Here is a 14454-nt window from a genome sequence, read left to right as displayed (position 1 = left end):
CCATGAATATAGAAAAACAATTTTGGAAATTAATTTATTATTATGTAAAATACTGCAACTATGAAATTGCACATGTCAGTAAAAATGATACAGAAGTTTGGCTATCCAACAAAAATCAGCAAAAGTTGATGATAGTGAAAACAGACGTTGGGAGTTCTCAAGAGATTCGCTTTGATAAAAGCAGAGTACTTGAACATCAGAATGAAATTCATGAGTATACTGGGTTTACACCTAAAGAGGTAACATTCAATTACTTAACTGAAAAAATCTTCACATATGAAAATTTGAATGAAGTTCATCCAATACGTATGAAATTTAACGTCATTAGAAACCAGCAAGACTTATTGAAAACCTTACCGAATCCTTTGATTGCTAAACTCTATTCACGTCAAAACGATAAAACATCACTTTTTTATAAGAAGCGATTATACAGTAATAATCCTTTAGAAAAGTACATGTTGAAATTTGCTCCAGTGACCTATTCACTGATTGCTATCAATATTGTCATCTGGTTATTCATGTTTTTAATCGTCAATGCATTTACCAATCGAAGTTTATTGGATTGGGGCGGATTAGTTCATTTCAATGTTGTACATGGAGAACTCTATCGTTTAATTTCTTCCATGTTCATCCATTTCAATTTTGAACATATATTGATGAACATGCTTTCGTTATTTATTTTTGGTAAGCTTGTCGAAGCCATTGTTGGTCATTGGAAAATGCTCGGTATTTATTTCATTTCTGGTATCTTCGGTAATATTGTATCCTTAGCATTAGATACAAACTCGATATCAGTGGGAGCCAGCGGTGCAATATTTGGTTTGATTGGCAGCTTATTTGCCATTATGTATCTAAGTAAGCAATATACACCAAAAATGTTATTGCAATTAGTAGGGGTATTAGCCATTTTAACGATATTCTCTCTATTTATGGCCAACGTAAATATCTATGCACATTTAGGTGGCTTTATCGGGGGATTACTCGTCACTTTCATCGGTTATTATTTTAATAAAGATCGAAAGTTGTTTTGGATATTACTCGGTATTGGTATATTATTGTTGATTGTCTTGCTAATAAGAACATTCACTATTAAAGAGGATAATATTTATGATAAATTAATAAGTGAAGAGATGAGCAATGGTAATTACAACAAAGCTGAAGAGCTTATAAAACATACTATGAATAAAGGCTATGAAGATGATTATACATATTATTTGAGTGGTCTTTTAAAAGCAACAAAAGATTCAAAAGCTGAAGGAATTTCTACATGGGAACGCGGATTGAAACATTACCCCGATTCTGGCGTTCTAAATTATGAACTAGCAATTGCTAATCGTTCATTAGGAGATAAAAAATCGGCACTTAAACATATAAAGGTTGCAGTAAAATCAAATCCTCAGAATGAGAAATATAAGTATCTGAAAGAAGAGTTGGAAAAGCAAAATGAATCGTCAAATTAACACGTTTTACGACGTACAACAGTTACTTAAACAATTTGGGTTTATAATTTACTTTAAAGATAAACACGACATGTATGAAATGATGGAGCAAGAAATTAGAGAGCTATATGAATATCAGCTTATCTCTAAGGACGCATTTATCAAGTGTATCTTAATAATCAATCAAAGAAGGATGAATAAGTAATGAGAAATTTAATATTGGCAGCCGATGTCGGTGGAACTACATGTAAACTAGGAATTTTTGATAACAAACTTGAAAGAATCACTAAATGGTCAATACAAACTGATATCAGTGATCCATCAGGTGTCGTTTTACTCAAATCTATCTATAGTGCTTTTGTACAAAAAATGAATGAATTAGGCCTTAAAATGGAAGATGTTATTGGATTAGGCATTGGTGTGCCGGGACCTGTTGATTTCGAATCGGGTATTGTGCATGGTGCCGTTAACTTAAACTGGCCGGGTGACGTGAATGTACGTGCTGTTCTTTCACAATTTGTAAGTTTCCCAATTTTTGTTGACAATGATGCCAATGCTGCAGCACTTGGCGAAAAACACAAAGGTGCAGGACATGATGCAGATGATGTTGTAGCGATTACTTTAGGTACTGGTGTTGGCGGCGGCATTATCTCTAATGGCAAACTCGTACACGGCCACAATGGTTCAGGTGCGGAGATTGGTCATTTCAGAGTCGATTTCGATCAACGTTTTGCATGCAATTGCGGCAAATATGGTTGTTTAGAAACAGTGGCTTCAGCAACAGGTGTCGTCAATTTAGTAAAATTCTATCATCCAAAACTCACAATTAAATCCTCTATTTTAGAATTAATCAAAGAAGATAGAGTGACTGCAAAAGATGTTTTTGACGCTTCTAAAAAAGGTGATTTATTCTGTTTATTTATCACTGAACGTGTTGCAAATTATATTGCATACGCATGCAGTATTATTAGCGTAATGAGTAATCCAAAATATCTTATCTTAGGTGGTGGAATGTCTGAAGCAGGAGATATTCTCATTGAAAACATTAAAACTGAATATAGAAATCTTACTTTTACACCTGCACAAAACGGCACTGAAATTGTCAAAGCACAATTAGGCAATGATGCCGGTATTACAGGTGCTGCAGGTTTAATCAAAACATATGTAATTGAAGAGGAACGTGTTGAATAGTGGCTATTGTAGATGTAGTCGTAATTCCGGTAGGTACAGAAGGTCCTAGCGTAAGTAAATATATTGCTGAAATCCAAACAAAACTTCAAGAATTCAAAGAACAAGGTATCATTGATTATCAACTTACACCTATGAACACTTTAATCGAAGGAGATTTAAAAGACTTGTTACATGTCGTTCAAGTAATTCATGAACTTCCTTTTGATAAAGGTTTAGATAGGGTATGTACAAATATACGAATAGATGACCGTCGAGATAAATCTAGAAAAATGAATGACAAATTGGTCTCTGTTCAAAAACAATTAGAGAAAAATAGTGGTGAAAAGTAATGGATATTTCTTATTTGACTTTAGGAATAGCGGATACAAACACTTACTTTATCGAAAATGATGATAGTATTTTACTTGTAGATCCTTCAGATGACGGCCAAAAGATTATTTCAAAACTTAAATCTATTGGCAAACCCTTGAAAGCTATTATTTTAACACATGCACACTTTGACCATATTGGTGCTTTAGACGAAGTATTAGCGGAATATGATGTCCCAGTGTACTTGCATGAAGAAGAATTCGACTTCCTTACAGAACCCGCAAAAAATGGTTCTGAAAAATTCGCACAATATGGTTTAAAACCCATAACAAGTCACGCAAAACCAATTGCGATAAGCGAAGGTAAGCATAATATCGAAGGATTCAATGTCGAAGTTATGCATACTCCTGGTCATTCACCAGGAGGGCTAACTTTTATTTTCGATGACTTTGCGTTGGTCGGAGATGCTTTGTTTAACAATGGCATCGGCAGAACTGATTTATATCGCGGCGACTATGAAACTTTAGTAGATTCTATCCAAGATAAAATATTTACTATCAAAGATGACTTGCCGTTATATCCAGGTCACGGACCTTCTACCACAGTAGAAGGCGAACAATTAAATCCTTATTTACATGGTTAATAATTAAAGTAAATGAATTACCTCCTACGTTTGTATATGTAGGAGGTGATTTTTTATGAAAAGGTTATTTGAAAAGATATTAAGAGATGCCATTGCACAACGTGTATCAGACATTCATTTTATCCCAATAGAGCATGCTGTACTGATTAAATTTAGAGTAAACGATGTGTTATCTCATTACGAAACCATTGAGATAGCAACCTATCAAAAGCTGCTCACTTTTATGAAGTATTTATCCGGGTTAGATGTGTCAACATATCATCAAGCACAAAGCGGACAAACCACTTTCAAACAACAAATGCTCTATAATTTGAGGGTCTCTACTTTGCCGTTATCACTAGGAATGGAAAGTTGTGTGATTAGAGTTTCTCCGCAATATTTTACACAGGAATTTGAAAGTGAGGGACCGAAACATTTTCATCATTTGATGAATAAGAAACAAGGTTTAATTTTATTCACTGGTCCTACAGGTTCAGGTAAAAGTACGATGATGTATGAGATGGTAACTTTTGCCAAGGAAAAATTAAACTTAAATATTATTACTGTTGAGGATCCTGTAGAAAAACGAATATCTGGTATCACACAAATTTCTGTAAATGAAAAAGCAGGGATTAATTACGAAAGTTCTTTCAAAGCCATTTTAAGATGTGATCCAGATATTATCTTGATTGGTGAAATACGAGATGCTTCTATAGCCAAATGTGTCATCCAAGCTTCATTAAGTGGACATCTAGTATTATCAACATTGCATTCTAACGATTGCGAGGGCGCATTATTACGTCTTCTTGAAATGGGGATTACGCCACAAGAAGCACAACAAGCAATCGCATTAATATCAAATCAAAGATTAGTTACAAATCAAACAGGGCAACGTGAACTTGCATACGAAACCTTATACCAATCAGACATCCAATACTTTTTTAAAAACAATCATATGCTGCCAAAACATTTTATAAAATTAAGTAAAGTGCTTAGCCAGATGAATAAAGAGGGCGTTATTTGTGAAGAAGTTTTTAAAAGATATACTTAAACTCAACATTCATAGAAAGAAACTGATTTCCGAAAAAGATCAACTGATTATGTTGTTCAGATTAAAAACTTTACTTGATCATGGCTTTACATTAGTAGAGTCGTTCGAATTCTTAAATATGCACATTGACTATAAATGTAAAGAAACGTGCAAAATGATCATTCATGCTTTAAAGGAAGGCAAAAACTGCCATTTTATTCTGTCATATTTACAATATCCTCAAACCATTGTGACTCAAATTTACTTTGCTGAAAAATTCGGTAAGCTATCGGATAATTTAACTGAGTCCTTCACATTTTTAAAACAGAAAATAGAAGTAAAACAGCGTTTAGTTAAGACCATTCAATATCCATTGATTTTAGTTGGTGTATTTATGTGTATGCTGTTTGGCATTAATTATTTTATACTACCTGAATTCCAACAGATTTATTCAACAATGGATATTCAATTATCACCACTTTTAAAGATACTCAACTATACAATCCAACATTTTCCTCATATTATTCTCTCGATTATATTTATCTGTTCAATTATATCTTTAACATTATTTCAATATGTAAAGAAACTCCCGATTAATAAACGTATTAAGTTTATATCGCAAATCCCTCTAATCAACACTTATTACAAACTATTTAAAACTTATCAAATTACTAATGAGCTAGCGCTGTTTTTCAAAAATGGGATTGTCTTACAACAAATTTCAAATATTTATACAGAACAAAAACTTGATTTGTTTTTAAATTATCTCGGTAATTTCATGATAAAGCATATCGAAAACGGTATGCGATTACCTGAAATTTTAAAAGCTGTCGGATGTTTTCAAGAAGAACTTATCCACTTTATAGAACAGGGTGAAAAAAGCGGGAAAATCGATATCGAATTAAGCATCTATGCCGAAATATTATTAAGTCAAATCGAGCGTCAAATGAATAAACAAATCAAGTTTATCCAGCCAGTCATCTTTTTATTACTAGGCTTTTTAATCATTTCTCTTTATCTCGTAATTATGCTGCCTATGTTCGACATGCTTCAATCTATCAAATAAAAAGAAGGGGAAAAACCTATGACAAAAAAATTCAAAAATTTAAAACAAAAATATCTAAAAGCATTTACTTTACTCGAAATGCTTTTAGTTCTCTTAGTGATTAGCGTGTTATTAATACTTATTATTCCGAATATCGCTAAACAATCTAAACATGTTCAAGATACCGGGTGTGAAGCCCAACAAAAAATGGTAAATAGTCAAATCGAGGCATTTACATTAAATAAGAACAGAGCACCGTCTTCTATTGATGAATTAGTGAGTGAAGGATTTCTTAAAGAAGGTCAAAAAACATGTAAATCAGGCAAAACAATTTCAATCAGCAATGGCGAAGCAACCGTTAGTCAATAGTCATGAAAGCTTTTACAATGATTGAAACACTATTAGTAATTGCGATTATGAGTCTGTTGACGTTTCTCAGTTTAAATGTCAAAAACCCATCACACTTAAAAGAAGTTGAAAATGAATTGCTTGCTAAAAATCTTGCTGCACAAATCATATACATGAAGTCAGTAGCAATAAGAGATCATAATGATGTGATACTATTTTTTAATCGTGGCAGTAATAAAATCAAAGTAAAAAGCCAAAACAATCAAATTAGTTATATTACAATTTCAAAGGGAGAAATCGTAAAAAGTACCAATATGGATATCGCATTTATCAATCCTGAAGGTGAATTTAATCGCTTTGGGTCAATATACATTAAATTTAATCAGACGACATATCGTTTCATATTCCATATTGAGAAAGGAAGTTTAAGAATTGAAAAGGCGTCATAAGTCGTTTCTTATTAAAGGATCGTTTATGCTTGATGCATTGACTTCATTTTCACTCATTATTACTTTACTTCTAATTTTCTTGCCTGTATTAATAAACCAACACTTACAATTTCGTTTGGAAATTGAAAAAGCAGATATGTATCGCACACTCATAACGGTGATTAACCGTTTTAACATAAACGATATTCAACAAGGAATCCAATTGGAGCATTATACCATTGAAAAAATTGATCAGTCTATTTGTATTAAAAGTAAAGAAACGAATAATCAATATTGCTTTAAAATCCAACAGAAATAAGTTCAGAGCATTTACATTTATCGAAATGATTTTTGCGTTATGTATCTTTTCAATTACTATGAGTCTGATTCCATCTTTATTCAAATCCGTTAATACATTAAATAAACATATGGATGACGCATCGTTAGTTCATTATGAATTTTTTGCTCAAGATATATCGAGAGAAACGAATACCATTCCTATTCGAAAAATTAATGTTAGCAATAAGCGTATAATGATTGGTGAAGCTAATAAACAAACAACGTATATTTATTCTAATCATAAAATTTATAAAACGATAAATTCACGCGGAAACATTACATTGATCCAAAACATTAGTGATTTTAGAGCTGCAAAAATCGAGAATAAATACTTAAAGGTGGAATTGACCCTCATTGAAAAAGGAGAAAGATATTACAAAGTATTATACTTATAATTTAAAAGGTTACCTGTTACCATTTACTACAATGATTTTTATGATATTTATTCTTATTTTGACTTCCTATAGCTATCAATATAGCTTAAAATTAAAGACAATACACAACCTTAACATCTACTATGAACAACAACTTGAACACATTGTTGAGAAGGATGAGAAATATGGCAAACAAGAAAATTAAAAAAGAACCCATCATTTTTATAGGATTTATGGGAACAGGCAAAACTACATTAGGGAAATATGTTGCTGAACAAGAAGGGAAACGTTTTGTTGATTTAGACCAATTAATTGAATTGCGTACTAATCAAACTATCCCTGAAATCTTTGAAACTCAAGGAGAAAGTGGTTTTAGACAACTAGAGACAAAATATTTACAGGAAGCCATAAATGAGTACGATGTCATTTCTACTGGTGGCGGTGTGATTGAAAGTCCAAGTTCAATGGAAATTTTATCACACTATAAAAATATAATTTGGTTAGATACAAGCATTCAACTTATATTCGATAGAATTAAAAATGATAGTAATCGACCCAACGCTGCAAATAAAGCATTCGATGAATTAAAAAGGTTGTATTTATCAAGGGTTTCACGATATAATGAAATCGCATTCAGCAGAATGGATACAGACAATGACTTAGATTTATTACATCAAAATTTGATGAATATCATTTATAGCGAATGATCAGTATTGGAGAGAATGAATGGCTGAAATAATAAGCTTGTTTCAGTTTCAATTCATCGCCGAAGGTGCAAGATGTTATATCGAATCTCTCAGGCAAAAGGATAATACTGTGACGCATTCCTGAAGGTAACTACAGGATAGCAATTGGTTTTGCTATCCTGTTTTTAATATTTAATCACATATAGGGGGTTGCAAGATGTCAAACGACTTAAAAAAGACACCATTATACGACCGCTTTATTGAAAGCGGAGCAAAAATTGTTGAATTCGGTGGATGGGCAATGCCTGTTCAATTTTCTAGTATCAAAGAAGAACATAACGCAGTAAGGGAAGTTATGGGAATCTTTGATGTCAGCCACATGGGCGAAGTGTTGATTGAAGGAAATGATGCATCAGAATTCATTCAATATGTGCTTTCAAATGATACAGATCAATTAACAGATACTAAAGCACAATACACTGCACTTTGTAATGAAAAAGGCGGTGTTATTGATGATTTAATCACTTATAAATTAGAAGATAATAAATTCTTATTAGTGGTTAATGCTGCAAATACAGATAAAGACTATGAATGGATTAAATCTCATTCAGACAAATTTGATGTAAACGTTGAAAATGTATCTGACCAATACGGTCAACTAGCTGTGCAAGGTCCAAAAGCAAGAGACTATGTAGGAAGCTTAGTTGATGTAGATGTTGCTGAAATGAAACCTTTCGAGTTCAAAAAAGATGTTAAAATTTTTGGTAAAAATGTCATCTTATCTCAATCAGGTTATACTGGTGAAGATGGTTTCGAAATTTATTGCGACTCAAACGACGTCGTAGCTATTTGGGATGGTCTTTTAGAAAACGCAGAGTTAAAACCAGCTGGTTTAGGTGCGCGTGATACTTTACGTCTAGAAGCAGGTTTACCTCTACACGGACAAGACTTGTCTGAGGATATCACACCTTATGAAGGTGGTATTGCGTTTGCAGCGAAACCATTAATCGAAGCAGACTTCATTGGTAAAGAAGTATTGAAAGACCAAAAAGAAAATGGAGCAAAACTTCGTTCAGTTGGTTTAGAAATGATTGAAAAAGGTATCCCAAGAACTGGCTATGATGTGCTAGACTTAGAGGGTAACAAAATTGGTCAAGTTACATCTGGAACGCAATCGCCAGCTACTGGTAAAGGTATTGCATTAGCTATGATTGACCGTGATGAATTCGAAATGGGCAAAGAAGTCATCGTTCAAGTAAGAAAACGTCAAGTCAAAGCTAAAATTGTCAAGAAAAATCAAATCAGTAAATAATTTAATGAAGGGGTGGCAGTGGTGAGTCATCGTTATATACCATTAACTGAAAAAGACAAAAAAGAAATGTTAGAAACAATCGGCGCAAGCTCTATTGAAGAATTATTCGGAGATGTGCCAAAAGAGATCTTATTGGATAGAGAGTTAAATATTCCAAATGGAGAAGATGAAACTTCTTTATTCAAACGTCTTAGCAGAATTGCTAATAAAAACATTACAAAAGAAGATCATACTTCATTCTTAGGTGCAGGTGTTTATGACCATTATACACCAGCTGTTGTAGATGCTATGATTTCACGTTCAGAGTTCTATACAGCATATACGCCTTACCAACCTGAAATTTCACAAGGGGAACTTCAAGCTATCTTTGAATTCCAAACTTTAATTTGTGAATTAACAGGTATGGATGTTGCAAACTCATCAATGTATGATGGAATGACTGCGTTCGCTGAAGCTTGTATTTTAGCGTTAAGTCAATCTAAAAAGAATAAGATTGTTGTATCTAAAGGTATGCATTATCAAGCTTTACAAGTACTTCACACTTATTCAAAAGTAAGAAATGAATATGAAATTGTAGAAGTTGATTTAGACGGTACTGTAACTGATTTAAAAAAATTAGATGCAGCTATCGATGACGATACAGCAGCAGTCGCTGTTCAATATCCAAACTTCTATGGTTCTATTGAAGATTTAGAAAAAGTTAAATCATTCATTAAAAGCAAAAAGACATTATTCATTGTCTACACAAATCCACTTTCACTTGGCTTGTTAACACCTCCAGGTGAGTTCGGTGCAGATATCGTTGTGGGAGATACACAACCATTTGGTATTCCTAGCCAATTTGGTGGACCACACTGTGGTTTCTTCGCAACAACTAAAAAATTAATGCGTAAAATCCCGGGTCGTTTAGTAGGTCAAACAAATGATGATCATGGCAACCGCGGTTTCGTATTAACTTTACAAGCACGTGAACAACACATCCGTCGTGACAAAGCGACTTCAAATATTTGTTCAAACCAAGCTCTAAACGCTTTAGCATCTTCAATTGCTATGTCAGCATTAGGTAAACAAGGTATTCAAGATATTGCTGAACAAAACTTTGAAAATGCTAACTATGCTAAAAAAGAATTTGAAAAAGCAGGCGTAAAAGTATTGCCAGGTACATCTTATAATGAGTTCGTTATTCAACTTAACAAACCAGTTAAAGAAGTAAATAGTCAATTATTAGAAGAGGGCATTATTGGCGGCTTCGATTTAACTGAAGTCAATAACGATATGGGACATGCAATGTTAGTTGCTGTCACTGAATTAAGAACAAAAGATGAAATTGATACTTTTGTTAAGAAAGTGGGTGAGATTAATGGTTAGTAAATCAAGTCCATTAATTTTCGAACGTTCAAGAGCAGGAAGATATGCATATTCTCTACCAAAAAAAGAGATTGAAACAAATGCAGTTGAAGAATTATTAGATGATAAATTCATCCGTAAAAACAAAGCAGAATTTCCAGAAGTAGCAGAGTTAGATTTAGTTAGACATTATACTGAATTATCTAACAAAAACTTCGGTGTAGATTCAGGTTTCTATCCTTTAGGTTCATGTACGATGAAGTACAACCCTAAAATCAATGAAAAAGTAGCACGTATCCCTGGATTTGCAGAAGCACATCCATTACAAGAAGAATCACAAATTCAAGGTTCTTTAGAAATCATCCATAGCTTACAAGAAGAATTAAAAGAAATCACAGGTATGGATGAAGTTACTTTACAACCTGCAGCTGGTGCGCATGGTGAGTGGACTGCGTTAATGATTTTCAAAGCTTATCACGAAAAAAATGGTGAAGGTCACCGTGATGAAGTTATCGTACCTGACTCAGCGCATGGTACTAACCCAGCTTCTGCAGCTTTCGCTGGTTTCAAATCAGTGACAGTTAAATCAAATGAAGATGGTGAAGTAGACGTTGAAGATTTAAAACGTCTTGTTAACGAAAATACAGCAGCAATCATGTTAACAAACCCAAATACTCTAGGTATCTTTGAACATAATATTATGGAAATCGGTAAGATTGTTCATGATGCCGGCGGTCTATTATACTATGATGGCGCAAACTTAAACGCAATCATGGATAAAGTAAGACCTGGAGACATGGGCTTTGATGCTGTACACTTAAACTTACACAAAACATTCACTGGTCCTCACGGTGGTGGCGGCCCAGGTTCAGGTCCTGTCGGAGTTAAAAAAGAACTTGCTAGCTTCTTACCAAAACCAATGGTAATCAAAGATGGCGACACTTATAAATACGATAATGATATTAAAGACTCTATCGGTCGCGTTAAACCATTCTATGGTAACTTCGGTATCTATCTACGTGCTTATACGTACATTAGAACAATGGGTAATATTGGTCTTAAAGAAGTTTCAGAAGCAGCTGTGCTTAATGCCAACTATATTAAAGCACGTTTGAAAGATGCATTTGAAATTCCATATAACCAATATTGTAAACACGAATTCGTATTAAGTGGATCTAAACAGAAAAAAGAAGGCGTTCGTACATTAGATATGGCGAAACGTTTATTAGACTTCGGTGTACATCCACCAACAATTTACTTCCCACTTAACGTGGAAGAAGGTATGATGATTGAACCAACAGAAACAGAATCTAAAGAAACATTAGATTACTTCTGTGATGCAATGATTCAAATTGCTGAAGAAGCTAAAGAAGATCCAGACAAAGTGCTTGAAGCACCACATAATACAGTAATCGATAGACTAGATGAAACTAAAGCAGCGAGACATCCAGTCTTGAAATTCGAAAACTTACACGAAGAAAAACTTTAATATTCATTATAATAGCTAAACCCTCGTTAATTGGTAACGAGGGTTTTTCTACGTTAAAAAAAGCAGCAATGAAAATTCATTGCTGCTACATTTTAATTATAATGCTATTTTTTTGATTTAACTTTCCCGGTCCATTTTTTGTAACCGCCTTTAAGCATATAGATATCTTTATATCCATGTTTTCTTAAAATACGCGCTGCTCTGTAACTCGCTACACCGTTTGCATCGCATAAATAGATAGGCTGATCCTTTCTTAGACCTTTAAATCGTTGACTAAAAAGCGTCATAGGAATGTTTCTGGCACCAATAATATGGCCATAATCATAGTCAACTTTTTCTCTTACATCAATCACTTGAGCTTTGCGTAAACCATCATGGAATTCGTTCTGATCTAATTCCGTTACAGCTCTTTTATTGATGAAAAATTGGATTAACATATATACAGCAATAATAACTAAAACAGCTAAAATGATTATCCAAAAGCTATTCATCCTGCTTCCTCCTATTTTTACCGATACTACAATTATAAGACTGTTTCACTCAATTATCAAAAAGTTTTTCTCATATGTCAATGTAGATTTCACTTCGCTTGAAAATTAATATTCAAAATTAATCTCCTCCTAAAACTAAGTCTTGAATATTAATCACTTCCACTGTATCTATGGTAATATACAAATAGATAAATATTAGGTGATTGGAGATTTTTAAATTGACAGAAACATGGAACTTTATTAATTCGGGCAGTCATGACCCATTTTACAATATGGCTATGGATGAAGCATTATTGAACTTTGTATCAAGAGGGGAAATTGATCCTGTCATCCGATTTTATACATGGGATCCAGCAACACTTTCAATTGGATATTTCCAACGATTAAAAAAGGAAATTGACATAGAGAAAGTAAAAGAAAAGGGCTATGGATTAGTAAGACGACAAACAGGGGGCAGAGGCGTTTTACATGACAAAGAACTTACATATAGTGTAATCGTCCCAGAATCTCATCCTAATATGCCTAAGACGGTTACAGAGGCATATAGAGTTATCTCTCAAGGTTTACTTGAAGGATTTAAGTTATTAGGCTTCGATGCGTATTTCGCTGTTCCTAGAAGTAAAGAAGAAAGAGAAAAATTAAAACAACCTAGAAGTGCTGTTTGTTTTGACGCACCAAGTTGGTATGAACTCGTAGTAGAAGGCAGAAAAATTGCTGGAAGTGCACAAACAAGACAAAAAGGGGTTATTTTGCAGCACGGTTCAATCCTAAAAGATATTGATATAGATGATTTATTTGATATGTTTATCTTTAAAAATGACCGTTTAAAAGATAAAATGAAACAAGCTTTCATAGATAAAGCTGTCGCAATCAATGATATCTCTGATAGAACAGTTACGCTTGAAGAGATGGAAGTTGCATTTGAAAAAGGCTTCCAAAAAGGATTGAACATTAATTTTAAGCCTTTACAACTGACAAAGGAACAAGAAGCCGAAGTAGAAGAATTAGCAGAAAAATATAAATCAGAAGAGTGGACTTATAGAAAATAATAAAAATCCCCTGTATACCAAATATGGTAAGCAGGGGATTTAGTTTTTATTTATGACGTCTTCTGTATTTCCATTTTGCGATTTTATATTTCCTTTGATCTTTTGTTAAAAAGAAGAAGAAATATAATAAATAAGCAATTGCGGCGATAATCGCTAAACTAATTATCGTTCTTACAAGTGAGAATAATATTGAATCTAAGTTCAATATCAAACCAATCAGCGCAATTAATAAAATGATATAGAATAATCCTTTACGCATAGTTTCACCTTTCAATACTTCTTGCTTTATGAATTAGATTTGCTGACCTTAATTTGAGATAATTCTTGTTGACCCTGTTTTATTTTTTGTTCACTCTTAGTTGAATAGCCTTCTTTAATAGTTTTAAAAGCCTTTCCTAACTTACTATTAAGTTCATCGATGCTTTTATCGTCAGCCTTGTCTTTGTCTGTCATCGAATGTTTATTCAAATCAAGCTTGTATTTATCATGTGCACTTTGTAAATCAGTGACAATTTTATCAAGTTGACTCACTACAGCTTCTTTTCTCTTATTCTTTTTAACATCACTTTCAATTTTATGATACGACTTTAAACTATCATTTACTTTTTGATAGTAATCAGAAGTTGCATTAGCATTTTTAGTTTTCATACTATTTTGTGCTGCTTCTTTCGTATTCTTTTTGTCAGCACCTAATTGTTTTTCTTTATCTTTCAAATTACTAATATTTTGCTCTAATTCTTGATTATCTAACTTCAATTGATGATTTTCATCTCTGAGTTTTGTTGTTTTCTTTTCAAGAGGGCCCAAGTTTTGACTCCCACAGCCCGTAAGCAAAACAGTTGCTCCAATAATTGTAATAAGTTTCCTTTTCATAACCTTCTCCTAATTCAAAAGCAAATATTATAGCAATATTTTATCATATTTAGTTCTTAGTTTCTTATATTTCAGTTTCTAC

Annotated in this window: 18 protein-coding genes and 1 riboswitch; of the genes, 15 read left to right on the top strand and 3 right to left on the bottom strand. The window is 33.1% G+C overall.

From position 1 onward, the window contains the following. The first annotated feature begins 2 nt into the window (after positions 1-2). The 14 genes from ACFCT9_RS03325 to gcvPB all read left to right on the top strand — a co-directional run bounded on the left by ACFCT9_RS03325 (position 3) and on the right by gcvPB (position 11959). A complete protein-coding gene (locus tag ACFCT9_RS03325) occupies positions 3-1460 on the top strand; it encodes a rhomboid family intramembrane serine protease (protein WP_412520843.1) in 1458 nt (485 codons plus the stop codon). Continuing rightward, entirely contained in the window at positions 1444-1644 is a 201-nt protein-coding gene (locus tag ACFCT9_RS03320; RefSeq protein WP_107606094.1) for a YqgQ family protein, read from the top strand. Before ACFCT9_RS03325 ends, ACFCT9_RS03320 begins: the two co-directional genes overlap by 17 nt. Further along, positions 1644-2630 carry an ROK family glucokinase gene (locus tag ACFCT9_RS03315; protein WP_412520840.1) on the top strand — a complete coding sequence of 329 codons (987 nt, stop codon included), beginning with the start codon at positions 1644-1646 and terminating at the stop codon, positions 2628-2630. The genes ACFCT9_RS03320 and ACFCT9_RS03315 overlap by 1 nt, the downstream gene beginning before the upstream one ends. Continuing rightward, a complete protein-coding gene (locus ACFCT9_RS03310; protein WP_412520838.1) occupies positions 2630-2959 on the top strand; it encodes an MTH1187 family thiamine-binding protein in 330 nt (109 codons plus the stop codon). The genes ACFCT9_RS03315 and ACFCT9_RS03310 overlap by 1 nt, the downstream gene beginning before the upstream one ends. Then, positions 2959-3582 (top strand): MBL fold metallo-hydrolase, encoded by a 624-nt coding sequence (locus tag ACFCT9_RS03305; RefSeq protein WP_412520836.1) that lies wholly within the window; start codon positions 2959-2961, stop codon positions 3580-3582. Before ACFCT9_RS03310 ends, ACFCT9_RS03305 begins: the two co-directional genes overlap by 1 nt. 55 nt (positions 3583-3637) lie before the next feature. Next, positions 3638-4612 (top strand): competence type IV pilus ATPase ComGA, encoded by a 975-nt coding sequence (comGA, locus tag ACFCT9_RS03300; protein WP_412520834.1) that lies wholly within the window; start codon positions 3638-3640, stop codon positions 4610-4612. After that, on the top strand, positions 4584-5657 hold the full coding sequence (gene comGB / locus ACFCT9_RS03295) for a competence type IV pilus assembly protein ComGB (protein WP_412520832.1): 1074 nt from the start codon (positions 4584-4586) through the stop codon (positions 5655-5657). Before comGA ends, comGB begins: the two co-directional genes overlap by 29 nt. An 18-nt stretch (positions 5658-5675) precedes the next feature. After that, positions 5676-6005 (top strand): competence type IV pilus major pilin ComGC, encoded by a 330-nt coding sequence (gene comGC, locus ACFCT9_RS03290; RefSeq protein WP_412520830.1) that lies wholly within the window; start codon positions 5676-5678, stop codon positions 6003-6005. 17 nt (positions 6006-6022) lie between these two features. Continuing rightward, positions 6023-6433: a competence type IV pilus minor pilin ComGD gene (gene comGD / locus ACFCT9_RS03285; protein ID WP_412520828.1), complete on the top strand. Its 411-nt coding sequence runs from the start codon at positions 6023-6025 to the stop codon at positions 6431-6433. A 218-nt stretch (positions 6434-6651) separates the two neighbouring features. Beyond that, positions 6652-7146 (top strand): competence type IV pilus minor pilin ComGF, encoded by a 495-nt coding sequence (gene comGF / locus ACFCT9_RS03280; RefSeq protein WP_412520826.1) that lies wholly within the window; start codon positions 6652-6654, stop codon positions 7144-7146. A gap of 164 nt (positions 7147-7310) precedes the next feature. Beyond that, the gene (locus tag ACFCT9_RS03275) at positions 7311-7832 is read left to right on the top strand and encodes a shikimate kinase (protein WP_412520824.1); all 522 of its coding nucleotides are present in this window, start codon (positions 7311-7313) and stop codon (positions 7830-7832) included. After that, a riboswitch (glycine riboswitch) is annotated at positions 7829-7947 on the top strand. (Overlaps the previous gene by 4 nt.) Before the next feature lie 81 nt (positions 7948-8028). Next, positions 8029-9123, top strand: coding sequence for a glycine cleavage system aminomethyltransferase GcvT (gene gcvT, locus ACFCT9_RS03270; RefSeq protein WP_412520822.1), 1095 nt, complete (start codon positions 8029-8031; stop codon positions 9121-9123). Positions 9124-9144: 21 nt separating this feature from the next. Then, positions 9145-10491: an aminomethyl-transferring glycine dehydrogenase subunit GcvPA gene (gene gcvPA, locus ACFCT9_RS03265; protein ID WP_412520820.1), complete on the top strand. Its 1347-nt coding sequence runs from the start codon at positions 9145-9147 to the stop codon at positions 10489-10491. Beyond that, entirely contained in the window at positions 10484-11959 is a 1476-nt protein-coding gene (gene gcvPB / locus ACFCT9_RS03260; protein ID WP_412520818.1) for an aminomethyl-transferring glycine dehydrogenase subunit GcvPB, read from the top strand. The genes gcvPA and gcvPB overlap by 8 nt, the downstream gene beginning before the upstream one ends. Before the next feature lie 104 nt (positions 11960-12063). Here gcvPB and ACFCT9_RS03255 read toward each other — a convergent pair whose 3' ends face one another. Further along, complete coding sequence (locus ACFCT9_RS03255) at positions 12064-12450, bottom strand: rhodanese-like domain-containing protein (protein ID WP_412520816.1); 387 nt, start codon at positions 12448-12450, stop codon at positions 12064-12066. Between the two features lie 218 nt (positions 12451-12668). Here ACFCT9_RS03255 and ACFCT9_RS03250 point away from each other — a divergent pair, with 218 nt between their 5' ends. Further along, positions 12669-13499 carry a biotin/lipoate A/B protein ligase family protein gene (locus ACFCT9_RS03250; protein ID WP_412520814.1) on the top strand — a complete coding sequence of 277 codons (831 nt, stop codon included), beginning with the start codon at positions 12669-12671 and terminating at the stop codon, positions 13497-13499. Between the two features lie 46 nt (positions 13500-13545). Here ACFCT9_RS03250 and ACFCT9_RS03245 read toward each other — a convergent pair whose 3' ends face one another. Further along, a complete protein-coding gene (locus ACFCT9_RS03245) occupies positions 13546-13758 on the bottom strand; it encodes an SA1362 family protein (protein WP_412520812.1) in 213 nt (70 codons plus the stop codon). 26 nt (positions 13759-13784) lie between these two features. Beyond that, positions 13785-14372 (bottom strand): hypothetical protein, encoded by a 588-nt coding sequence (locus ACFCT9_RS03240; RefSeq protein WP_412520810.1) that lies wholly within the window; start codon positions 14370-14372, stop codon positions 13785-13787. Positions 14373-14454 lie beyond the last annotated feature (82 nt).

It is taken from the genome of Staphylococcus simulans (assembly GCF_047037175.1).
Lineage (GTDB): Bacteria > Bacillota > Bacilli > Staphylococcales > Staphylococcaceae > Staphylococcus > Staphylococcus simulans_C.
The sequence above is the reverse complement of the archived record's forward strand: the minus strand, read 5'-3'. Positions and strand labels throughout refer to the sequence as shown.